The organism is Bradyrhizobium sp. (genome assembly GCF_030654605.1).
Taxonomy (GTDB): Bacteria; Pseudomonadota; Alphaproteobacteria; order Rhizobiales; family Xanthobacteraceae; genus Bradyrhizobium.
Map to the genome: position 1 here is coordinate 1 of NZ_JAURXB010000177.1, position 21,648 is coordinate 21,648.

20 protein-coding genes are annotated in these 21,648 nt (G+C 63.2%); 8 read left to right on the forward strand and 12 right to left on the reverse strand.

Going from position 1 to position 21,648, the window contains the following annotated elements:
* The 4 genes from Q7U29_RS16215 to Q7U29_RS16230 form a co-directional block, all read right to left on the reverse strand.
* The coding region (locus Q7U29_RS16215) for a hypothetical protein (protein ID WP_304743146.1) at window positions 1–295 on the reverse strand (295 nt) is incomplete at its 3' end.
* 111 nt (window positions 296–406) lie between these two features.
* Complete coding sequence (locus Q7U29_RS16220) at window positions 407–1,267, reverse strand: HNH endonuclease (RefSeq protein ID WP_304743148.1); 861 nt, start codon at window positions 1,265–1,267, stop codon at window positions 407–409.
* A gap of 130 nt (window positions 1,268–1,397) precedes the next feature.
* A complete protein-coding gene (locus Q7U29_RS16225; RefSeq protein WP_304743150.1) occupies window positions 1,398–1,730 on the reverse strand; it encodes a hypothetical protein in 333 nt (110 codons plus the stop codon).
* Between the two features lie 45 nt (window positions 1,731–1,775).
* Window positions 1,776–2,384, reverse strand: a complete 609-nt coding sequence (locus Q7U29_RS16230; protein WP_304743151.1) for a hypothetical protein — start codon at window positions 2,382–2,384, stop codon at window positions 1,776–1,778.
* Window positions 2,385–2,752: 368 nt separating this feature from the next.
* On the opposite strand from Q7U29_RS16230, the gene Q7U29_RS16235 reads away from it, so the two are divergent.
* The 3 genes from Q7U29_RS16235 (at window position 2,753) to Q7U29_RS16245 (ending at window position 7,627) form a co-directional block, all read left to right on the forward strand.
* Window positions 2,753–3,175: a hypothetical protein gene (locus tag Q7U29_RS16235; protein WP_304743153.1), complete on the forward strand. Its 423-nt coding sequence runs from the start codon at window positions 2,753–2,755 to the stop codon at window positions 3,173–3,175.
* Between the two features lie 953 nt (window positions 3,176–4,128).
* On the forward strand, window positions 4,129–5,385 hold the full coding sequence (locus Q7U29_RS16240) for an aminopeptidase (protein WP_304743155.1): 1,257 nt from the start codon (window positions 4,129–4,131) through the stop codon (window positions 5,383–5,385).
* Between the two features lie 277 nt (window positions 5,386–5,662).
* A complete protein-coding gene (locus tag Q7U29_RS16245; RefSeq protein WP_304743156.1) occupies window positions 5,663–7,627 on the forward strand; it encodes a DEAD/DEAH box helicase in 1,965 nt (654 codons plus the stop codon).
* A gap of 29 nt (window positions 7,628–7,656) precedes the next feature.
* Here Q7U29_RS16245 and Q7U29_RS16250 read toward each other — a convergent pair whose 3' ends face one another.
* From Q7U29_RS16250 to Q7U29_RS16275, 6 genes are all read right to left on the reverse strand, one after another.
* Complete coding sequence (locus Q7U29_RS16250) at window positions 7,657–8,766, reverse strand: hypothetical protein (protein WP_304743158.1); 1,110 nt, start codon at window positions 8,764–8,766, stop codon at window positions 7,657–7,659.
* Entirely contained in the window at window positions 8,766–9,425 is a 660-nt protein-coding gene (locus Q7U29_RS16255; RefSeq protein ID WP_304743160.1) for a 5-bromo-4-chloroindolyl phosphate hydrolysis family protein, read from the reverse strand. Before Q7U29_RS16255 ends, Q7U29_RS16250 begins: the two co-directional genes overlap by 1 nt.
* Complete coding sequence (locus Q7U29_RS16260) at window positions 9,426–11,003, reverse strand: substrate-binding domain-containing protein (RefSeq protein ID WP_304743162.1); 1,578 nt, start codon at window positions 11,001–11,003, stop codon at window positions 9,426–9,428.
* A complete protein-coding gene (locus Q7U29_RS16265; protein WP_304743164.1) occupies window positions 11,000–12,058 on the reverse strand; it encodes a toxic anion resistance protein in 1,059 nt (352 codons plus the stop codon). The genes Q7U29_RS16260 and Q7U29_RS16265 overlap by 4 nt, the downstream gene beginning before the upstream one ends.
* 207 nt (window positions 12,059–12,265) lie before the next feature.
* Window positions 12,266–13,318: an amidohydrolase gene (locus tag Q7U29_RS16270; protein WP_304743166.1), complete on the reverse strand. Its 1,053-nt coding sequence runs from the start codon at window positions 13,316–13,318 to the stop codon at window positions 12,266–12,268.
* Window positions 13,319–13,370: 52 nt separating this feature from the next.
* Entirely contained in the window at window positions 13,371–14,192 is an 822-nt protein-coding gene (locus tag Q7U29_RS16275) for an MBL fold metallo-hydrolase (protein WP_304743168.1), read from the reverse strand.
* A 234-nt stretch (window positions 14,193–14,426) separates the two neighbouring features.
* Here Q7U29_RS16275 and Q7U29_RS16280 point away from each other — a divergent pair, with 234 nt between their 5' ends.
* On the forward strand, window positions 14,427–15,347 hold the full coding sequence (locus Q7U29_RS16280; protein ID WP_304743170.1) for an alpha/beta fold hydrolase: 921 nt from the start codon (window positions 14,427–14,429) through the stop codon (window positions 15,345–15,347).
* 23 nt (window positions 15,348–15,370) lie between these two features.
* Here Q7U29_RS16280 and Q7U29_RS16285 read toward each other — a convergent pair whose 3' ends face one another.
* Together Q7U29_RS16285 and Q7U29_RS16290 are read right to left on the reverse strand one after the other, a co-directional pair.
* Window positions 15,371–16,897, reverse strand: coding sequence for a permease (locus Q7U29_RS16285; protein WP_304743171.1), 1,527 nt, complete (start codon window positions 16,895–16,897; stop codon window positions 15,371–15,373).
* Window positions 16,894–17,646, reverse strand: coding sequence for an ABC transporter ATP-binding protein (locus tag Q7U29_RS16290; RefSeq protein WP_304743185.1), 753 nt, complete (start codon window positions 17,644–17,646; stop codon window positions 16,894–16,896). The genes Q7U29_RS16285 and Q7U29_RS16290 overlap by 4 nt, the downstream gene beginning before the upstream one ends.
* Window positions 17,647–17,969: 323 nt before the next feature.
* On the opposite strand from Q7U29_RS16290, the gene Q7U29_RS16295 reads away from it, so the two are divergent.
* The 4 genes from Q7U29_RS16295 to Q7U29_RS16310 are packed head-to-tail and all read left to right on the forward strand — an operon-like array spanning window position 17,970 to window position 21,554.
* On the forward strand, window positions 17,970–18,845 hold the full coding sequence (locus Q7U29_RS16295) for a branched-chain amino acid ABC transporter permease (protein ID WP_304743173.1): 876 nt from the start codon (window positions 17,970–17,972) through the stop codon (window positions 18,843–18,845).
* Between the two features lie 10 nt (window positions 18,846–18,855).
* Window positions 18,856–20,007 carry a branched-chain amino acid ABC transporter permease gene (locus tag Q7U29_RS16300; RefSeq protein WP_304743175.1) on the forward strand — a complete coding sequence of 384 codons (1,152 nt, stop codon included), beginning with the start codon at window positions 18,856–18,858 and terminating at the stop codon, window positions 20,005–20,007.
* Complete coding sequence (locus tag Q7U29_RS16305) at window positions 20,004–20,762, forward strand: ABC transporter ATP-binding protein (protein ID WP_304743177.1); 759 nt, start codon at window positions 20,004–20,006, stop codon at window positions 20,760–20,762. Before Q7U29_RS16300 ends, Q7U29_RS16305 begins: the two co-directional genes overlap by 4 nt.
* Window positions 20,763–20,774: 12 nt before the next feature.
* Complete coding sequence (locus tag Q7U29_RS16310; protein ID WP_304743179.1) at window positions 20,775–21,554, forward strand: ABC transporter ATP-binding protein; 780 nt, start codon at window positions 20,775–20,777, stop codon at window positions 21,552–21,554.
* Window positions 21,555–21,648 lie beyond the last annotated feature (94 nt).

The window sequence follows — 21,648 nt, forward strand, 5'->3', positions numbered from 1 at the left end:
GCTTCAGATGGGTCCGGATCGGTTTCTCCCTGGTGAGGTCGAAGAAATCCTTCTCGAAAACCTTTCCGCGGCTGCCGAGATGCGGCTTGATGTCTTCCGGCACGGCCCCCTTGGCGTGGACCGGCCGCTCCAGCGTCGCGATCATCGGAATGCGAAAGTAGCCGAGTAGACGTACGAAATTCCGCGTATTCGCCCGCAGGCGCGCGCGGGAGCGACGCTCCACTTGCGACAGGAAGAAGTCCTGGTAGTCGATAATCACCCCGCAGCTTTTGTCGATGACGATACGTTTGACCATGACATCGCCTTGCAGGAGTGAACTCGCGCTGGAATAGTGCTTTCAGCTTTATGCCGCCAGCGAGCCGGGAGCACAACAGCCGCGCGCCACTGCTCGCCGCTGCATTGGCGTTTAGAACAGGCCTTTGAGCGGTCGGCATTCCCCGCCGATGTGGATCATTACATGACAGTTGGCGCAAACAATCGCCAAATCAGACGGCTTGGTGATCTTGCCCTCCTTGGGGGACTTGCTGAGGGGATCGAGGTGATGAACCTGCGCATATCCCCTACCGAGCTTCCCAAACCGCGCCTCGAAATCGAATCCACACTTCGGTACTTCACACACGAGCTTGCCGGTCAGCTTCAACACCTCGCGGATTTTTTCGCGCCGGGCCTTTGACTCGCGGCGTCGATGAAAAATGAAAGCCCGCTTCCAGGTGCCCTCGAACCATGAGAGTTCGATGTCGGCAGTAGTTACCGCGGGGGCTTCGGGCTTCGCTCCCCGAACCAATAAGCATTCGCCCGTCGCATAATCATATTCCGAAACTGCCCAAGGGACAGTATCGAGTAGTCGATACTCGACCTTCGAGGCCTTGGGCTTCGGGTCTTTGGGATTTCGCTGCTGGCCCTCGACCACGATCACTCGGATTGGGAGTTGTTCGCTGTAGGCCTTGCCAATGCTTTGGTCCATGTCTGCGGCGCGTTTATTCCAAGTACTACCGCCGGGCTCCGGGCGTCTCGACCCGCGGCTTTTGGGATGAAGGCGGTATACGACCTTGCCACCTTCGATTTTCAAGCCGGGATACCAGAGGCAAACAGCCACAAATTCGCCGGGCTGCTCGTAAGACCAGTTGTAGCAATACTTGGGATTGGATGCGGCTTTCCTTGCGCCGCCCTTCATATCGGCCCACATCGACACATCGACGCCGATGTTGTGCAACAAATCCATCACCCGAGGTTTCTCGGTCGGCTTCAAGTCTTCAATGAGGCCCATGATTCTCAACCCTCGAAAGCTGGGTTAGGGGACAACACCCCAAAGCGCTTAGGATGGTTGAGCGCTTCGCGAGACCCATCATATTCGCAAATAGCAACTGACGGGTATCGTTGCGCTCTACCCATCCGCGTTACCTGAATAGACGAAAGAACGAGCCTACGCCTTGCCAAACAGTCGCGCGAACTAGCGTTTCGGCGGCCACGTCGGCGAGCCGATTGCTGGTAGCCGGAATGCCGAGTTTTTCCCTCAGCGCGTCGAGGCTCACGCGCGCGATCGCGATGCATTCCGCATTGTGCTTCGCACCTCGTAGGAACACTTCGTCTTGCGCTTCTTGCGGAAAATGAGCTACCCGGTCCTTCAGTCCGTGAATAAAGACGTTCCATTTTTCCTGCGCTTGCGCGCCGGTGGCTTTCGAAATCAGAACGTCTCGCCAATAATCATCAACCAAATCTTCGACGGCCATGAACTGCCTCCTGGCGCCTCCGGTTTGTCACCAGCCTAACGCAATCTACGGGCTGGATTTTTCAGGGCTGCCCTTGGCTCTCTGAGCATCGCTCCAGCTATCGAGCCTCCGCATACCGAATGTTAAAAAATATCCAAAAATCGCTTGTAGCCAGGATATGGGAGCAAAGTCGCTAGGCGGGTACCCTCTAGCTCTTAGTTCTTCATTGCGGGCAACAATATCAATCAACCGCTTAATCGGGGGCTCATCCTCTTCGATCTTTATGCGCCTGGCTTTGGCTTTTTTCAGGTTCGCTTCGGTTGCATCCCATTCTTCGATACTCGCGGCGAGTTCAGAAAATCGTCGACATAGATCAAAATGGCGTTTCGACTTTTTTGAAAACCCAAGTACATTGTCAATTGCGGACAAGCCCGCGACCGTTCCGATCAGCACTTGTGCTAAGAGGGTACTCTTTCCGCCAAGCAATGCAATAAACGCGCCCGCGCCAGCGACCGCGTTCACAGCTAGGACAAAATCATTTAGCCCCTGAAAAACGCCGCTCATCTTTCCGTGGTAGCGGCGTGATTTATGCACGCCAAAACGTGCAAGATAAAAGGGATAGCTATCCCAAGTTACCTTCGGGGCGGTGGTGGCGGCGGCGGTACCCTGTCCCAATCTGTGGACTCCTGAATTCTTCCGCCCTTATCCTCCCGCGTGGGAGGTTCAGGACGCCTAGGTGGCGGCGGCGGTGGCGGCGGCTTTCTATCATTGCCACCTGAGGAATAGATTTCGCTCATATTTGCTCCTCGGAAAAGGAGATCATGGGTAGTATTGTGACGCAGCGCAATCCCTGCTGCGTCTTCATGCAACGTTTTTTTGCTTCATCCGCCCGTACCAACACTTCACGCCAACCTCGCCGTGGTCAGCCGCCTCGCCGGCGGATGGCAGGCGTGGCGTCTCATCGAGTGGTGCAGCAAGAGGACGTAGCAACGATGGGTCGCGCGCTTCGCGAAACCCGCAACATTGCTAATAGCAAATGACGGGTGTCGCTGCGCCCCACCCATCCTGCTTGCTGGCCGGCTCCGTTCCACTCTACGCGGGACGTGATTGATGAGCATGCGACTTGCGGCCAGCATAAGCCATGCCCGGTTGCGGTTGTCCGCCCTCGGCGGGCTGCTTCGATTCGTCGACACAATCGGCGTCCTGAAATTCATTGCGCTGCGGAAGCTTCGGTCACGAGGGCCGATCCGGGTCCGGGTCGATCCATCCCGATTTTCGTCAGGCCGTGCACGTCCGACCTCGCCACCGCCCAAATCAGCTTCGCCGGCGAGTTCGACGCCGCCATCGCTGCGGCCAAACCGCGCATCGTTCCCGGTTGTGAAGCGGTCTTTGGCGGCGCGACGGCGACCCGGCGCAAGCTGATCGATGCCAGTCGGGAGAAAATCCTGTCGATTAATCCGGATTGAGCGAGGCGTATCCCGTGCGTCAGCGATGCGCGCTCGTGCCGAGCATCATTCGTTCGATCGCGCCGAAATCTCATTTTCGATATCGTGACGAGATCAGTTGCCGGGCAATACAGCCCGCAACAACCAACCCGACGGGCAAATCACTTCGGTTTACCGGAAGTCGTGTCAAGCCCCTCGTGAAAAAATAATTCGGTTTTACAGAAATTAAAACCAGTTTATATCTCTCCGCATCCCGTCCCACTCAAAGGGGCGTTGCGCAACGGTCAACAGCGCGGGACGGGGAGGCGATGGACGCGGATGGAGCTCTTGACCAGAACTCCTGAGGCGGATGGCAAAGACGTGTGGTCCCGACATCCCAAGGGCAGGTGTCAAGTTCGCGCAAGTGCGCGCGGGCGACGGTGGCAAAAGTGCATGGCTCACCGAGGAGAGCGCGTTATAAGCCGTAAACCATTGCGCGGGGAGTGCCGGGTGATTCCGGTGTGACCTGACTAACGCGTGTGCCTTCTACCACTACCCATTGCACACGCGGCTATCGGGCGCATCGGGCGCCCGGCCTCCCCGCGCCCTCTGATTGGAGGGCAAGGAAATGATGGCAAACCTCGGGCTTATCAGGCCGCGAGATCGCGAATGCATGTTTTGTTGTTCTGAAAAACCCACTTGCGTCGTCCCTGCGAACGCAGGGACCCATAACCCCGGTCGTCTGATGGAATGGCGCGTTGGTTCAACAAGTCCGTTAATACCACCGACAACATCTATGGCACGGCGTTTGGGTCCCTGCGTTCGCAGGGACGACGTTGAGAGTTGAGATACTCTCGACTGTCATCGGGCGCGCATTCGCGCGACCCGCTGGCTCGCAATGACGATTCAGAGCATGGGCTATGATCTACAGGTTAGCTATTGCGCCCCGCGAGGACAGGTTTAGATAGAGCATCCCACCCGCACGAGGCCTCGCCATGACCGTCCACGAACGCAACATCTCGGCATCGATCGATCCGAAAAAACTCGACCGGCTCGCCGAGGTCGCCGTCCGGATCGGGCTGAACCTGCAGCCGGGGCAGGACCTGCTGCTGACGGCGCCGAGCGTGGCGCTGCCGTTGGTGCGCAAGATCGCCGAGCATGCCTACAAGGCCGGCGCCGGCCTGGTGACGCCGATCCTGTCGGACGAAGAGATCACGCTGGCGCGCTACCGCTTCGCCGAGGACCACAGTTTCGATCGTGCCGCCGGCTGGCTTTACGACGGGATGTCGAAGGCGTTCGCCGCCAATACCGCGCGCCTGGCCATCGTCGGCGACAATCCGATGCTGCTGGCGAATGAGGATCCGGCAAAAGTCTCGCGTGCCAGCAAGGCCAATTCGATGGCCTATCAGCCGGCGCTGGAGAAAATCGTCGGCTTCGACGTCAACTGGAACATCGTCGCCTATCCGAGCCCGGCATGGGCGAAACAGATGTTTCCCGGCGACGAGGAGGATGTCGCGGTGGCGAAGCTGGCCGACGCCATCTTCGCGGCCTCGCGCGTCGACAATGACGACGCGGTCGCCTCCTGGAAGAAGCACAACGCGGTGCTGCGCGAGCGCACCGAATGGCTGAACGGCCAGCGCTTCAGCGCGCTGAAATATTCCGGGCCGGGCACCGATCTCACGATCGGTCTCGCCGACGGCCATGAATGGCAGGGCGGCGCGTCCACGGCGAAAAACGGCATCATCTGCAACCCCAATATCCCGACCGAGGAAGTGTTCACCACCCCGCATGCGCGGCGGGTCAGCGGCCATGTCGTCAGTTCCAAGCCGTTGTCCTATCAGGGCTCGCTGATCGACAACATCTCGGTGCGCTTCGAGGAAGGACGCATCGTCGATGCCAGGGCCTCGCGCGGCGCCGAAGTGCTGAACAAGGTGCTCGACACCGATGAAGGCGCGCGCCGGCTCGGCGAAGTGGCGCTGGTGCCGCATTCCTCGCCGATCTCGAAGAGCGGGCTGCTGTTCTTCAACACCTTGTTCGACGAGAACGCCGCCTGCCACATCGCGCTGGGCCAGTGCTATTCGAAATGTTTTGTAAATGGCGGCAACCTGACGCCGGAGCAGATCGCGGCGCAGGGCGGCAACAAGAGCCTGATCCATATCGACTGGATGATCGGCTCTGACAAGACCGACATCGACGGCGTCCATGCCGACGGCCGGGTTGTGCCGGTGTTCCGCAAGGGCGAGTGGGCATGAGGTAGTTAACGGGCGGCGTTAACCGCCGCCCGTTGCCAAAGCGGGCGTATTGGGGCCCTAATGCCCTCAATTGCGCCAGATGCCCTGCAATGCGGCCGATCGAGCATGCATCCTTGGCCATGGCGTTTTGGCCGCTATTGGCCTAAAGCACCCCCAACTCAATCAAATCAATCATCCACGCGGCTGTGCATCTGCCAGGCACGCGAGCTTCAACCGATCCGGTTCGAAGCCGTATTCGGCTTTTCAGCGCTGGCGCCAACCAAGGTTTTCCCCTCCCGTGACATTCTCAACCACCAGTCCGCCGCTCGCCCGTGCCCTGACCGAGCGCAACTATGATTCCGCCACCGCGGTGCAGACCGCCGTGCTGGCGGACGCCGCTGTCGGCCGCGACCTGCTGGTCTCGGCGCAAACCGGCTCCGGCAAGACCGTCGCCTATGGGCTCGCCATCGCCAGGGACCTGCTCGGCGACGCCGAGCGGTTCGAGCGGACCACCGCGCCCCTGGCGCTGATCGTGGCCCCCACCCGCGAACTGGCCTTGCAGGTGCAGCGCGAACTCGCCTGGCTCTACCAATATGCCGATGCGCGCGTGGTTTCCTGTGTCGGCGGCATGGACCCGCGCGCCGAACAGCGCCAGCTGGCGGCGGGCGCCCACATCGTGGTCGGCACGCCCGGCCGTCTCTGCGACCATCTGCGGCGCGGCCGCCTCGACGTCTCGCAGCTAAAGGCCGTGGTGCTCGACGAGGCCGACGAGATGCTCGATCTCGGCTTTCGCGAGGACATGGAATTCATCCTCAAGACCACCCCGGCCACCCGCCGCACGCTGCTGTTTTCGGCGACGCTGCCGCGCGGCATCGTTGCCATCGCCAAGACCTATCAGCAGCAGGCGTTTCGCGTCGAGGTCGAAGGCGACGAAGGCGGCCATGCCGACATCGAGTACCGCGCCATCCGGATCGCGGCGGCCGATGTCGAACACGCCGTGGTCAACGTGCTGCGCTTCTTCGAAGCGCCCAGCGCGCTGGTGTTCTGCAACACCCGAAACGCGGTGCGGCATCTGCAAACGACGCTGTCGGAGCGGGGCTTTTCGGTGGTGGCGCTGTCGGGCGAACTGACCCAGAACGAGCGGACCACGGCGCTGCAGTCGCTGCGCGATGGACGGGCGCGGGTCTGCGTCGCCACCGACGTCGCGGCCCGCGGCATCGACCTGCCCAACCTCGATCTCGTCATTCACTCCGATCTGCCGAACGATGCGGAAGTGATGCAGCATCGCTCCGGCCGCACCGGCCGTGCCGGCCGCAAGGGTGTCAGCATTCTGCTGGTGCCGCCGGCGCGCAAGCGGCGCGCGGAATTGCTGCTGAACCTCGGAGGCATCGACGCCGTCTGGGGCACCGCGCCCAGCTCGGAAGAAATTCGCAAGCTCGACCAGGAGCGCATGCTGAAGGACACCCTGTTCGCCGAAGAGCCGACGCCGGAGGATCTGGTGCTGGCGCAGGCCATGCTGGCCGAGCGGTCGCCCGAGGAAATCGCAGCCGCGCTGGCGCGGCTCTACCGCGCGCGGTTGCCGTCGCCCGAAGACATTCTCGATCCCGGCCAGGGCGCCGGCCGGTCCCGTGACGTCGGCAGCCGGGATAAAGGCGCGCGGCCGCAGCGCGGCGACGATCGCGAGTCCTCACCGCGCTCGAAGCCCGGCAAATCATCGCCGCGTCACGGCGGCATGGCGGAGGGCAGCGTGTGGTTTCGCGCCGCCATCGGCCGCAGGAAGAACGCCGAAGCGCGCTGGCTGTTGCCGATGATCTGCCGCCGCGGCGGCATCGACAAGCATGATATCGGCGCCATCCGCATCATGGACACCACCACCGAGTTCGAGATTTCCAGGGGTGCCGCGGAATCCTTCGCCGCCATGATCCGGCGTCCCGACAAGGAAGACAACATCCGCATCGAGGCGATGACCGAGCCGCCGCAGAGCCAGGCGCCGCAGGAGAAGCGCTCCTATCCGCCGCGGCGCGAAGCCGGCGCCCCCGAGCGCGGCGATCGCCCGAACGATCGTTTCCGCGACGAGCGCGGGCCGAAGCCGCACGGCAAGCCATCAGGCGGAAGCGGACCGGGCTTTGCCAGGGAGCCGGGCTTCGACAAGAAAAAGAAATATGCGCACAAGCCCGCCTACGCCGGAAAGCCGGCGCATGCCGGCGCGGGCGATGCGAAGCCCGCATTCGGAAAGAAGAAAAAGAAGAACCGCGCCGGCTGAGGCGGTGTCAGCGCGGGTGAATCCACCGCTCAGGCGGCCAGCCGATCGAGCAGCGCCAGCATCACCGGCGCATCGGGCATCGGCAGCACCGAATCGATGCGCTCGATCAGGCGCGTCTGCAGCAACGGGTTGCGCGCCTTGCCGATCGAGCCGAGCGGTCCGCGAAACCCGTGCTCCTCCCAGGCGAGTTCGAGCAGGCTTTCGCTCAGCAGGGCATCGATGAAATCGTCGGCGCCGCGGTCGATGCTGATCAGGGGATGCGCCGAGAACGTGGTCGGGCGCGGGTAGAGAATCACCGGCTTGGAAGGCGCGTTTAGCTCGACACGTTTCCAGCGGTCGGCATCCTGCAGCACCCACTCGATCAGCTGGTTTTCGTAACCCACGATGAGCGGCTGGGCGCCGGCGCCGCCGGCGACATAGTCATCGAACAACTTGCCCGAAGATGGCGGCTTGTAGCCCATCCGGCGAAAAACGGTGGTGACATCGCCTTCGATGCGGGGAAGCGAATCCAGCATGACGACGTCGCCGCTGAGCAGGCTCGCCGAAAGCCCCGCGAACATGAAGCCCGAATTCGACTTGTTGGGATCGGTCGAGACGATGCGCGCGCGGCCGAAAAGATCCGCAACCCCCATTGCCGCCCAGGTCTCGCCCGCAATAATGGCTTTCAGAATCTTCAGCAGGTCGACGGTATAGCGCGGCCCGCCAGCCGGCTCCGCATAGCCGCCCTTGACGAGACCGTCGGCGATGCGATCCCATGAGTAGAGCACGATCGGTGAGTTGAAGATCACCTGGTCGCGCGAGATCTTCACCCCCGATTTGCGCGCGACGTCGACCAGAACCGACGACGACGGCCACAAAAATTGCGGCTTCTGGTCGAGTAGCGCGCGTTCGCGCACCATCTCGACCGATCCGGCGCGACGGGCGTCGAGCACCAGTCCGAACCGGCGCTCAAGCAGGTTGCGGACGCGAGCATTGGCCAGAAAGCCTTCCTTCTCGCCGCCGGCAAATCCAAACAGCCGTTTCGGCTCGCCAAACCGTCCGGCGATTTCGGGATGTTGCCGCAGATAGACATAGCCACCGGTGCCGGCGGCGCTGGCGGCGAGCAGGCCGATCCCGAAGGCTCGACGCGAAATGGCCATCAGGCCCTCCTCTTGCCCGGATCGAGCGGCACGACGGCGCCCTGCGCCGGTCCCAGATCCGAGTCGAGCGAACTTTTCAACAGCTTGAGTTCAATGTCGAGATTGTCGAGATCGGCGTCTTGCAGGGTCGCGGCATAGTGCGTGAACGCGACGTCGAGCCGGTCGATCAGATCGCCCGTCGCCTTGAGCCGGGCGCCATTGAGCGCACTGGCCCTTTCGAGCAATGCGTAGGCCTCGGCGATCTCGGCCGCGCGCGGCAGGTAATACGTCAGGAACCGGCGTACACGGTCGATCCGCAAGGGGTCCTTTTCGATCGCCGCGAAGATTTCGCGGGTGAGGCTGGCGAGATGCCGTACCCGTTCGGCGGCCTCAGGCGTGCGGATCGAAGTCGCGGCGACATCCAGCCTGGCTGCGATCGGCTCGGCATCGGTCATGAGTTCGCGCGCGAATTCGATCTTGCCACGCGCGGCCCCGCTCGAATCGAGATGTTCGAACAGTTTGCGCGGCGTCAGCAGGGCCACTACACCGCCGCCCGCAGTCGCGCTCAGGATGCAGGCGATCCAGAAAGGCATGTCGGCGCCGATAGCCAGCAGTGGCAGCAGGATAGCGGCCGTCGCTCCGCCGGCGACCCAGTTGATCCCTGACGGCATCACCGGCATTCAGTTGTATCCTCGCACGGCGCGGAACGCCTGGGTCAGGCTCTTGGTACCGTCGAAAACCCTGCCGCCCGTCAACGTGGCAAGCGCATCGAGCTGGCTGCGTTCGACCTTGTCTCCGAATGTAACGCCGAATATCGGCACGCGCCGTCCATCCGCGCGCCAGGCCGATTCGAAAGTCGACATCGTGCCCTGGCTCTTGCCGTCGGTCATGATGACGATCGCCGGCAAATGGCGTTCGCCATCGAGCAGCGGCTTCATGGCTGCCAGCGCCCGCTCGGCGCAGGTGTAGAAGTCGGTGCCGCCGTTGGCGCGCAGTTCGAGCGCCCTGGCAAGAAGGCCGGCCTGGTCGCCATCGTCGCCGCTCGCGTTCTCCGTCCAGAGCACATGATCGCTGAAAGGCAGCACCAGGATCTGGTCTTCCTTCGACCATTGCACCAGCACCTCGCGGGTGCGCGCGGGTGTCAGCAGGAACTGCATGGCCTCCAGCAGCTGTTTCTCGCCCGTACCCTGCATGCTGCCGGATACGTCGAGGCACAGGGCGGTGAGCGATGGCCGGCGCAGCGCTTCCTGGTAGAGGCCGAGGGCCTTTTGAATGACGGCGGGTTCCGGCGGGCGAACTACCGTGAGGGCGCGGCCGGGATTGAGGTTGGTAAGCGCGTCGGCGCGGATCGGCACGGCGCGGCCAAGTTCGACCCGTCGCCCGGTCGCGGCAATGCGCGCCTGCGTCTCGCCCTTGAGCAGAAAGGCCTGAAGATCAGCGAAGAAAATCTCCACCTCCTTGCCGCGGCCGCGATCGACGAAGCCGAGGGGCGAATCTCCGACCGACACACCATCTTCCGGATAGACCGCGTAAAGCGGCTCTTGCCTGTCGGCGAGCAGCTTGTCGTTGGTTTCCTTGATCACGGCCTCGTAGTTCCACATCGCGTCGTAATGCGCGCCGCTACGCTGCCCGTCGCGATAGAGGTCGGCGAGCCAGCCGCTCGAGCCGGACGAGCGCTCCACCCCGCGCAGCAACGCGCGCGCGGTCGCGAGAACTTCCGCCTTGTCCAGATCGCCGGCCTCGATCAGGTCGGACTTGCCTATTCCGGCGGCCAGCATGGCCAGATAGGCAGCGGCCCCCGAGTTCGACTGGGTCGCCGATGTCATGAGGAATTTCAGACGGCCGCCTTCCACGGCGGCCAGGATGTCCCTTGTCGTCACCTTGGCGCCGATCCAGCCAAGCGCCTGGGCCTTGGAACGGCGCACCCCGAGGATCACCGGCATCTGCGCAATCGACTTGACCGACTTCACCCGCCGCGCCGTGTCGAACATATCAATCCAGATCGAGGCTGCGGGCCAGACCGCGTCGGCGTCCGGGTCATTGCCGGCCTTGAGAGAAAGCGCGATGTCCAGCGAGCCCTGATACCGCATGGTGCAACCGGCGCTGCGCGATTTGCAGAACTCCTGGACCAGCGGTTCGAGCACGTCGTTTTCGGAGCCGGCCAGGATGGTGAATTGCGGTCCTGGCGCCGAACAGCCGGCCAGCGCCGACACCAGAAGCAAGGCGGCAAACGACCGCAAAAGCGGAGCAAAATTCATGCCGGCGACTTGGACATGGCTGATTTCAATTCGTCGGTGAGCTGCGCCATGCGCTGCTCGATCTGGGCCCGTTTCTGCCGGCCCTCCGCCTGGACGTTGAGCACGCCCGCGATCGTATCGACAAGATCGCGGTTGGTCTTCTCCAGCGTCTCGATGTCGACGATGCCACGCTGCGATTGCTTCTCGATCTCGATCGCCTGCGTCTTCATCATCTCCGATGCCTGCTTCATCATCTCGTTGGTAGCGTCGGTAACGGTCCTTTGCAGATCGAGGGCGGACTTCTGGCGGCTGAGCCCGAGCAGCAGGATCATCTTCTGCTTCCACACCGGGATGGTGAGTTCGGTGGTCGCCTGCAGGTTCTCGATCAGGGTCTCGTCGCCCGACTGCACGATACGGATTTGCGGCAGCTGCTGGATGCCGATCTGGCGCGCCTGCTGCAGATAGAAGATGCGCTTCTCGAGCCGGTCGAGGGCTTGTGCTGCGTCCTGAAAGGTTTGCGCGGCCAACAGCGCGTCGCTGCCCGGGGGCGCCGCCTTCACGGCCTGCTCGAGTTCGACCAGCCTGTGGCTGCGGAATTCCTCGGCGAAACCCTTGCCCGCCGCAATATGCGAATCCAGATCGCCGAGCGACGACCTGGTCTGCTCGTGCAACTCATCCAGGATCGCGATATCGCGCCGCAGCGTTTCCTTGTTGCGGTCCAGTTCGACGCAGATGCGGTCGATCTGCGAGGAGACATCGCCGAACTGTTCGGAAAACCGCCGCAGCCGCGCCTCCATGGAGGAGAACAGGCGGGTGAAGAAGTTGCCGTCCTTGAGCGTGGCGGGATCGAGCCCGCGCGCCTTGGCGAGAATGTCGGACAGCAGCTTGCCGGTATTGCCGAGTTCCCGATTCTGCGTCTGGGCGAGAATCCGGTCGGCGAATTCGACCACCGCACGCTGCGCGCGGTCGCCGAAGGTGACGATGCGCGACCGGTCTGAAATGTCGATCTCGGATTTGATGCGCAGGATCGCGGACGGATCTGCCATGACCGCCGGGAGATTGACGGTTTCGTTCATCGCATTCATCCTTTTGCGGGCATCTGCCGGCGGCACCGCCGTGGGCCGCCTGTCATTGCCAGAATAGCGCAGGCCGCCAAACGAAGCGATGACGGTCTTTCAGGGAGGCCGCAATGCCGGGAAAAGCCGCCGACTCCGCCACATCGAGGTAAACTAAGTATTTATGACAATGGCGTGACGGATTTGGCGCGCCATCTGGGGCAGGCTTCATTCAACCCTCAGCCGATAGAAGTCCACGGCCGTCCTGGAGAACAGCGCCGTCTTCTCGGCCTCGCTGTACTGCGCAGCGATGCGCTTGAAGGCGTTGAAGATCACCTGATAGCTGCACTGGCCCTTGTCGGGTGGAAAGTTGCTCTCGAACATCGCGCGGGTGGGGCCGAAAGCCTCGATGCAGGTTTCGATATAGGGACGCCACGCCGCCGCGGCCTGTTCCGACGATGGCGGCATCGGGCGCTCGTGAAAGTCATACCCGAGCAGCCGCATCGCCAGCCCGCCGAGTTTTACCGAGACATTGGGGCATTTGGCGATTTCCAGGATCGAGGCCTTCCACGAGGCAAACGTCTCCTCGCGCTTGCCGGCGAAACGGCCGATGCCGATAGGGCCGCCGCAATGGTCGAGCATGATTCTGGTATCCGGAAAGGCGCGCGCGAGATCGGTCAATTCCCCGATCTGCGGATGAAACAGCCAGGCGTCGAAACTCAGGCCCAGTGGCGCCAGACAGGCAAAACCCTCGCGGAAGGTTGGATCGAGCAGGATGCCTTTCGGCCGCTTGGCATACATGCCCGCGACCTCGAACTCCGCATCCCATGCCGAGGAGTGTCGAATGCCGCGGAAGCGGCCATTGCCGGCGGTGATTTCCGCTTCGAGCACGGGCCTTGCGCGATCGCCGAGCAACAGATTGACGTGGCTGACGATGCCGGCATTGATCCGCGCGGGACTATAGCCGCCGCTGGCGCTCATCGCGGCGACGCCGTTGGCGAATTCGACTTCGCCGACCGGGCGGAACGCGTCGGGTCCCGACGCGCGGTACATCGATCGGCAATCGACATAGACGGTCGCGACAATGTTGTGGCCGGAGGCGATGTCGGCGGCCATCTCCTCGATCATGTAGCGCTGGCCGCCGCGATCCCAGAGATGATGGTGCGGATCGACGATCGGACGGGCGGGATCGATCACTTCCTCGGTGTATTGCGCCAGCCAGTCCTCGCGCGGATCGGCATACAGCCCGCTGCTGGATGCCGCGGCAGTGCTGGTGGTCATCGTCTCACTCCCCGTCATTCTCGCTATTGTTGAAGCCTCGCGGCCCAGTAGCTCAAACCCCGTCCAGAATAATCACCGTCGGCGTTGTCGGCAGCGTCTCCCGCGATATTTTGAGGCTCCGCTCGCCGCGGCGGTCGATCTCGAACTGCTGGCCGATCTTCTGCATGAAATCGTCGAGCGGGGTCATGAAGCGATGCATCGGCAGCACCACCGAGGAACGCAGCCGCCGCGTGACCTCGGAAATGCCGTCGAGCGACATCGTATAGGTGCCGTCGATCGGCACCATCAGGATGTCGATGCGGCCGATCTGGGCGAAATGGCTGTCGTCGAGCTTGTGGTGCAAATGGCCGAGATGGCCGATGCAGAGGCCGGCGACCTCGAAGATGAAGATCGAGTTGCCGTCCCTGACCAGCGCGTTGTGTGAATCGTCCATAACGTAGGGGCGGATGTCGGTGGTGACGTTGCGGATGTAGACGTCACCGATGCGCTTGTTGATATAGGCCGGCTTGCCGTCATCGCCCCAGCCGTGCAGCACATGCGCGATGCCGCGGTCCGGGGACAGCGAGTAATGCGTGGAGTGGGCACGGTTCATGGTGACGACGTCGGGCAGGCGGCCGGTCCGGTAGGCGCCGCTGTAGTCGGTCGCGATCCGCACGCCGTCGCGCGACTCGATGTAATAGGTCGAGTGACCGGCATAGGTGATCGTCACCTCCTCGCCCTTCGCGGCTGCCAGCCGCAGGCTGACCGGCGTGGCGCGCGGCGGTGCATTCGCCATCGCCAGGCACTCGCTGCGCAGCGGTTGTTGCTGCTGGGCGGTCGCCGGCGCCGTCAGCGCGCCCAGCATGGCAATGACGACAGGCAAAGATCGCAGCATGGCAGGCCCCGCGTTCCGATCACCGGATCGGCACTGTATCGCTGAATCCGGCGGCCGTCATGGCGGCATCGATGCCGGACGGTCATCCGAGGGCGCCGGGCTGGAACAAGATGTCGCGGTTTGAATTGCCGTCCGCCGGAATTCTTCCGGGTGCTTTGGCATTTTCCGCTTGGCTGCTACGGCCCATAAGCGACTAAGCTGGGCATTGCGGGAGTTGCATCCGGGGAGTCCATTTTGACGCGTGCATCCTCATCCCATCGGCTGGAGCCGTTGCGTCATGTCGATGCCGGCGCGCTCGACATTGCCTATTGCGAGGCAGGACCCGCGGACGGTCCGGCCGTGATGCTGCTGCACGGCTTCCCCTACGACATCCATGCTTATGTCGATGTCGCCCCTGACCTGGCGGCGCAGGGTTGCCGCACCATCGTTCCCTATTTGCGCGGCTATGGTCCGACCCGCTTCCGGGATGCGGCGACGCCGCGTTCGGGAGAGCAGGCCGCATTGGGCGCCGACCTGATGGCGCTGATGGATGCGCTTCACATCCAGCGTGCGGTTTTCGCCGGCTATGACTGGGGCGGTCGCGCCGCCTGCGTCGGCGCCGCGCTATGGCCGGAGCGTTGTGCTGGCCTGGTGTCGCTCAACAGCTACAATATTCAGGATATCGCGCGAGCCATGGTGCCGGCCAGCGCCGAGCGCGAGGTCGCGCTCTGGTACCAATATTATTTTCAGCTCGAGCGCGGCCGTGCCGGCCTCGCCGCCAACCGGCGCGAGATCGCGAAGATTCTTTGGCAACAATGGTCGCCGAACTGGGCTTTCGACGAAGCCACCTTCGAGCGCTCGGCCGCAGCCTTCGACAACCCTGACTATGTCGACGTCGTGATCCACAGTTACCGTCACCGCTACGGGCTGGCCGAAGGCGATCCGCAATATGCCGGTCTGCAACAACGGTTGGCGGCGCAGCCCGCGATCTCGGTGCCGGCCATCACTTTGGACGGAGCCGGCGACGGCGTGTTTCCCGCCAATGACGGCAGCGCGACCGCGGCGAAATTTACCGGCCCCCGCAGCCATCGGGTGATCCCGCGCGCGGGGCATAACCTGCCGCAGGAAGAACCCGAAGCGTTTGCGGCAGCGGTGATGGAATTGATCAAGGCGTAGGGACGCGGACCGGAAAATCGGCATCAATCCCGCCGCGGGCTGATCTTCCATGTCACCGCGACGATGGCGGCGGTCAAGAGCCCGCTGATCAATCCGGCGATCGGCATTGCCAACGCCAGCACCGCGGTGGCGGCCCAGCCGATCGAGGAAAAGGCTTCGGCAAAGGTGGCAAAGCGCGACGAGGTCTGGCGGCGGCGGAACTGGCTGCGCCGGGCCTGCACCCGGAACCAGTGCTGGATCGCGGTGGCCGATGCCGCGGCGAGGATGATGCCTGACGCGGTGACCGCCGCCTGCAGCGGCGCGGCATAGGCCAGCGCCATCAGCAGCGGCGCGAAGATGACGGCGATCGCGATCAGCACCACCTCGATCTTGGCGCGGGTCACGCGTGACGCCGGCAACGGCGCGGTCGCCACCAGGTCGGGGGCGTCTTCGCCCGAAATCGTCAGCCAGGCGAGGCCGCCCGCGAGTTGTCCGGCGGCCATCACGATAACAGGCGTGATCAGCACCAGCGCGGCGTCGCTGTCGGCGAAACTCTTCCACAGCAACAGCGCCGGCGGCACCAGATAAAGCAGCTGCATCAGGCTCTGCGAAAGCAGCCAGGGATCGCGCTTCAGCAGCACGAATTCCTTCCAGCGCAGCGCCTGCTGCCGCGAGCCGGCGCGAAACGCTTTCGTGCGAAGACCTTGCTGCGCCGTCGCGGGACTGGCTGAAGCGCTGACGACGGTGTCGGCGAAGCGCGGCGAGAAGATCGCCATGACCGCGCCGAGCAGGACGAGGCCGCCGGCCAGCAGGCCCAGCAGCGCTTCGCCGTCGCCAAGGGCCGCGCGCGCCGGCCACCAGACGATGCTGTCGAGCGCGGGCGCGAAGACCGCCGCGGCATCCGACGTCAGCACCGCGAACCGGGATAACGTGCCGTAGGAAAGGATTGCGGCAACTTGCAGCGCAATGACGAAACCGGCGCCGATCACGGCGACGAGGATTTGCGCCACCAGCCGGGTGCGGCTCGGGCCGATCAGGCGAAACAGCACGACCGTGATCGCGATGGCGACCGCCGCAGCCGAAAGGCCAATGGCGACGACCACGCCGAACGCGGCAAGCCAGCGCCAGCCGCCGCCGATGACGAGAACATCGACGAACGGCGTCGACAGCAACAGCGCCATCGCGATCACCTGCAGCGCGATCGCCGCGATGCGCACCGAAAACACATTGGCGAGGGCTACCGGCGACGACATGATCAGATCGAGATCGGCGCGGGCGTAAAACACCCGCGTCACCGATTCGATGGCCTGCGACAGCATCAGCGCCCATGCCAGAAGAATGGTCGCGGTGATGACGATCAGGGTGGATTTATCCAGCGGCTCCTGCAGGTCGGCGAAACGGCCGATCACGGCGTAGGCCGGCAGATGCATGATCGCGGCAAAGACAATCAGTCCGATGATGGCGGTGCGCTTGCGCCCCTTGCGGCCGGCGGTGAGCATCGCCAGCCCCTCGCGCCATGCCAGCCGGATTTCGTGCCGGGCAAACCAGGTCAGATCCGCGGACGAACTCATGCCGCGGCGGCTTCGGTATCGACCAGCGCGATGAACATGTCCTCGAGACTGGTGTCGTTGCGCCCGTTCTGCTGGCGCAGTTCGCTCAGCGTGCCCTCGGCGATCAGCCGTCCCGATGCGATGACGCCGATCCGGTCGGCCATTCGTTCCGCGACTTCCAGAATATGCGTGGTCATGATCACGGTGCAGCCGGCGCGCACCCGGTCGCCGAGCAGGCCCTTGACGTGGCGGGCCGACACGGCGTCGAGGCCGGTGAGCGGTTCGTCGAGAATGATCAGGCGCGGGTCATGCACCAGCGCCCCGGCCAGCGCCACCTTCTGGCGCATGCCCTTGGAAAATCCCTCGCAGCGCTCGTGCAGATGCGGCTCGAGGCCGAGCGAGACCAGTAGATCGTGGGCCGATGGTTCGGAAACCTCGGGGTCGATGCTCCACAGCCCGGCGACGAAGGCGAGATATTCCAGCGGCGTCAGCTTGTCGTAGATCATCGGCTCGTCCGACACCCACGCCGTGATCTGCTTGGCGGCGACGGGATCGGCCAGCGCGTCGATACCCAGCACCGAGACCGAGCCGGCATCGGGCCGCAACAGGCCGGCCACCATGCGCAGCGTCGTGGTCTTGCCGGCGCCGTTGGGCCCGAGCAGAGCATAGAACTCGCCGGTTCGGACGGTCAGGTCGAGCGCATCGACCGCGAGGCGGTCAAAACGCTTCGTTAACCCTCGTAACGCCAGCGCGGATTGATCGTGCTTCATGTCGGGGCGATCCAGCATTTGCATGGGATACGCACCATGGACCGAAGAACTTTCGGCACGGTGAATCGAGGGCGGCAAATCCCGCCGATGCGCTGCCCTGCCCGGGACCGCTCAAGACGTTGCACAAGACTGCGGCATTTGTCCGCAACCGGCCGCCGGGGACGGCAACCAGCGTTAAGTTGACAGGGATCAGTGCTTTGGGCTGTATACCGGCCAGCTGTTCGCGAGCGCTTCGACACAGGCGATGCGGGCAGCGACTAGACACAAGATGCGGCAAAGGCGGTCAATAGAATCGCCGCGCATCCGGGGGAGGGAAATCTGCAATGCTGGACTTTGTTCAGCAGTTGGTGAGCGGTATTGCGCTCGGCTGCGTCTACGGCCTAATCGCGCTCGGCTTCGTCCTGGTATACAAGGCGACCGAAGTCGTGAACTTTGCGCAGGGCGACCTGATGATGCTGGGCGGGTTCTTCGCCTTCACCTTCATCGGTATTCTCGGCCTCAATTACTGGATCGGATTCGCCGGCGCTGTCGTAGCGATGGCGCTGTTCGGCATGCTGGCGGAGCGGGTCGTGGTGCGCCCGATCCTCGGTTATCCGCAATTCTCCATCATCATGGCGACGATCGGGCTCGGCTACTTCCTGCGCTCCATCGCCGGCATCATCTGGGGCACCGACGACCTCAAGATCGAGACGCCGTTCAGCCAGGGCGTGCTGCGAATCGGCAGCCTGGTGCTGGCCTATGACAAGCTCTCCGTGATCGCGGCGACCGTGATCCTCTGCGCGATGCTCTATCTGTTCTTCAACCGGACCACGCTCGGTACCGCGATGCGGGCGAGTTCGGAGAACATGCTGGCGGCCTATTATATGGGCATTCCGGTCAAGCGCGTGGTGTCGATCGTATGGGCGATCTCGGCGGCGGTGGCGACCGCGGCCGGCGTGCTGCTGGCGCCGATCACCTTCATCCATTCCAATGTCGGCCTGGTGCTGGGGCTGAAAGCGTTTCCGGCGGCGGTGCTCGGCGGCTTCGGCTCGATCCCGGGTGCAGTGGTCGGCGGCGTGCTGATCGGGGTGATCGAGAGCATGGCCGGCTTCTATCTGCCGCAGGGATGGAAGGACGTCGCGCCCTACGTCGTTCTCCTGATGGTGCTGCTGCTCAAGCCCGAAGGCCTGTTCGGCCATCACGCGCGCAAGAAGGTTTGAGGGCCCAGCCATGCGTTTCATGTTCAAGACCGATTATGAAGACGACATCAAACTGTTCCCGCATGGCGGCTACATCGTCACCTACGGCGTTCTGCTGGCGTTCCTGGTGGTCGCACCCTTCATTCTCTCCAGTTATCTCGTCAGCCAGCTGGTGTTCGTCTTCATCTACGCCACTGTCGGCGTCGGGCTGATGATCCTGACCGGCTTCACCGGACAGGCGTCGCTCGGCCATGCAGCCTTTCTCGCCATCGGCGCCTATACCGCGGCATACCTGCAGCAATACAACGTCCCGTTCCCGGTGTATTTTCTCGCCGCCGGCCTGCTGACCGGCGTGGTCGGCGCGATGGTCGGGTTCCCGGCGCTGCGGCTGCAGGGCATCTATCTGGTGATCGCGACGATTTCCTTCGCCTTCATCATCGAGGAAATCCTGGCGCGCTGGGAAAGCGTGACCCATGGCAACGAAGGCATGCGGGTCAAGGCCCTGCAGTTCCTCGGCACCGCGGTGTCGCGCGACAGCCCCTCGTTCTACTTCCTCTGCCTTGCGGTGCTGACACTCACCATCGTCGGCACGCTCAATCTGTTGCGCTCGCCGACCGGCCGCGCCTTCGTCGCGATCCGCGACAGCGAGACCGCGGCGCGCAGCATGGGCGTCAACGTATCGCTCTACAAGGTCAAGTCGTTTGCGATCTCGGCGGCGATCACCGGATTCGCCGGTGTCTTGTTCGCCCACAAGCTTTCCTTCATCAGCCCGGAAATGTTCACGCTGCAGCTCTCGATCGAGTTCATCATCGTGATCCTGATCGGCGGCGCCTTCAGCCCGCACGGCGCCGTGCTGGGCGCGATCTTCATCGTCATGATCGATCCGTTCCTGACCTACCTGAAGGACGACGTGCCGGGCATGATCGCCGCCGTCGCCGCGACCTTCGGCGCCGGCGCGGCGACGGCCGCAAAGATCCAGGCCAATGTCGCCGCGTTCGCTTCCGCCAATGGGCTGAAAGGCGCGATTTACGGGATCATCATCGTGCTGTTCGTGCTGTTCGAGCCGCTCGGCCTCTATGGACGCTGGCTCAAGATCAAGCTCTTCTTCCAGCTGTTCCCGCTCTACAAGCGCGCCACCTTCAAGCGGCAGAAGATTTACGTCAAATCGGAGCGTAACCGATGAGCTATTTCCGCGCCGAGAACCTGTCGCTGCATTTCGGCGGGCTGAAAGCGGTCGACGCGGTCTCCTTCGCCGTGGAGAAGGGCGAGATCCTGTCGATCATCGGTCCCAACGGGGCCGGGAAGAGCTCGATCTTCAACCTGGTGTCGCGGATCTACAACCCGACCTCGGGCCGGATTTTCTTCGAGGACCAGGACATCACCGAGGAGCCGGCCTTCGGCATCGCCAAGCTCGGCATCGCCCGCACCTTCCAGAACATCGAACTGTTCGAGAATGCCACCTTGCTGAGCAACCTTCTGGTCGGCCGGCACCGGCATTCCACCACCCAGCTGTGGCAGGAATTGCTGTTCCTGCCGAGCGTGAAGGCGAACGAAAAGATCCATCGCCGCCGCGTCGAGCAGGTGATCGAATTCCTCGATCTCGAGCCGTACCGAGACAAGCTGATCTCGGGGCTGCCCTATGGCGTCCGCAAGGTGATCGAGCTGGCGCGGGCGCTTTGCACCGAACCGAAGCTGATCCTGCTCGACGAGCCGTCGTCCGGGCTCAATGTCGAGGAAACCGACGACATGTCGTTCTGGATCCGCGACCTGAAGACCGAGCTCGGCATCACCGTGCTGATGGTCGAGCACGACATGACGCTGGTAAACCGGGTATCCGACCGCGTGATCGCGCTGAACTACGGCAAGGTCTTGGCGATGGGATCGCCGGCCGAGGTGCAGCGTCATCCCGACGTCGTCGCCGCTTACCTCGGCGCTTGAGGGGATGAAAATATGAGCACCCCCGACATCATCCTGAAACTCAGCAATATCGAGAGCTATTACGGGCCTATCATGGCCATCCGCGGCATCAGCATCGAGGTGCCGCGCGGGAAAATCGTGACCCTGCTCGGCGCCAACGGCGCCGGCAAGACCACGGTGCTGAAGACCATTTCCGGCATTCTCGATCCGCAGAAGGGTTCGATCGAATTCCTGGGCAAGCCGATCCAGCGCATGGAGGCCGACAAGATCGTGCGGCTCGGCCTCAGCCATGTGCCGGAGGGGCGCGAGGTGTTTCCGTTCCTGAGCGTGCGCGAGAACCTGATGATGGGCGCCTATCCGCGCAAGGATCGCGACAACGTCGCCGGCGACCTGGAACTGGTCTACGGCTATTTTCCGCGGTTGCGGGAACGGATCGACCAGCCGGCCGGGCAGTTGTCGGGCGGCGAGCAGCAGATGCTGGCGATCGGGCGGGCGTTGATGAACCGGCCGACCCTGCTGCTGCTCGACGAGCCGTCGCTCGGCCTGTCGCCGATCCTGGTCAAGGAAATCTTCACCATCATCAAGCGGGTCAACGAGGAGCAGGGCATGTCGATCCTGCTGGTCGAGCAAAACGCCAAGATCGCGCTGGAAACCGCCCATTACGGCTATGTCCTGGAAATCGGCCGGGTAGTCATGAACGACACCTGCGAACGGCTGATGCATTCCAAGGACATCCAGGAATTCTATCTCGGCGCCAAGGAAGAGGGTGCGCGGGGCGAACGGCGCTGGAAAAAGAAGAAAACCTGGCGCTGACGCAGAGTTGGCTTTTAGGGAAGATTCGGCGTTAAATACGGGTTCTGCTTTCGAAAAAGACTGGCCGTCAAGGCTGGCATTCGCAGGCGGGGCC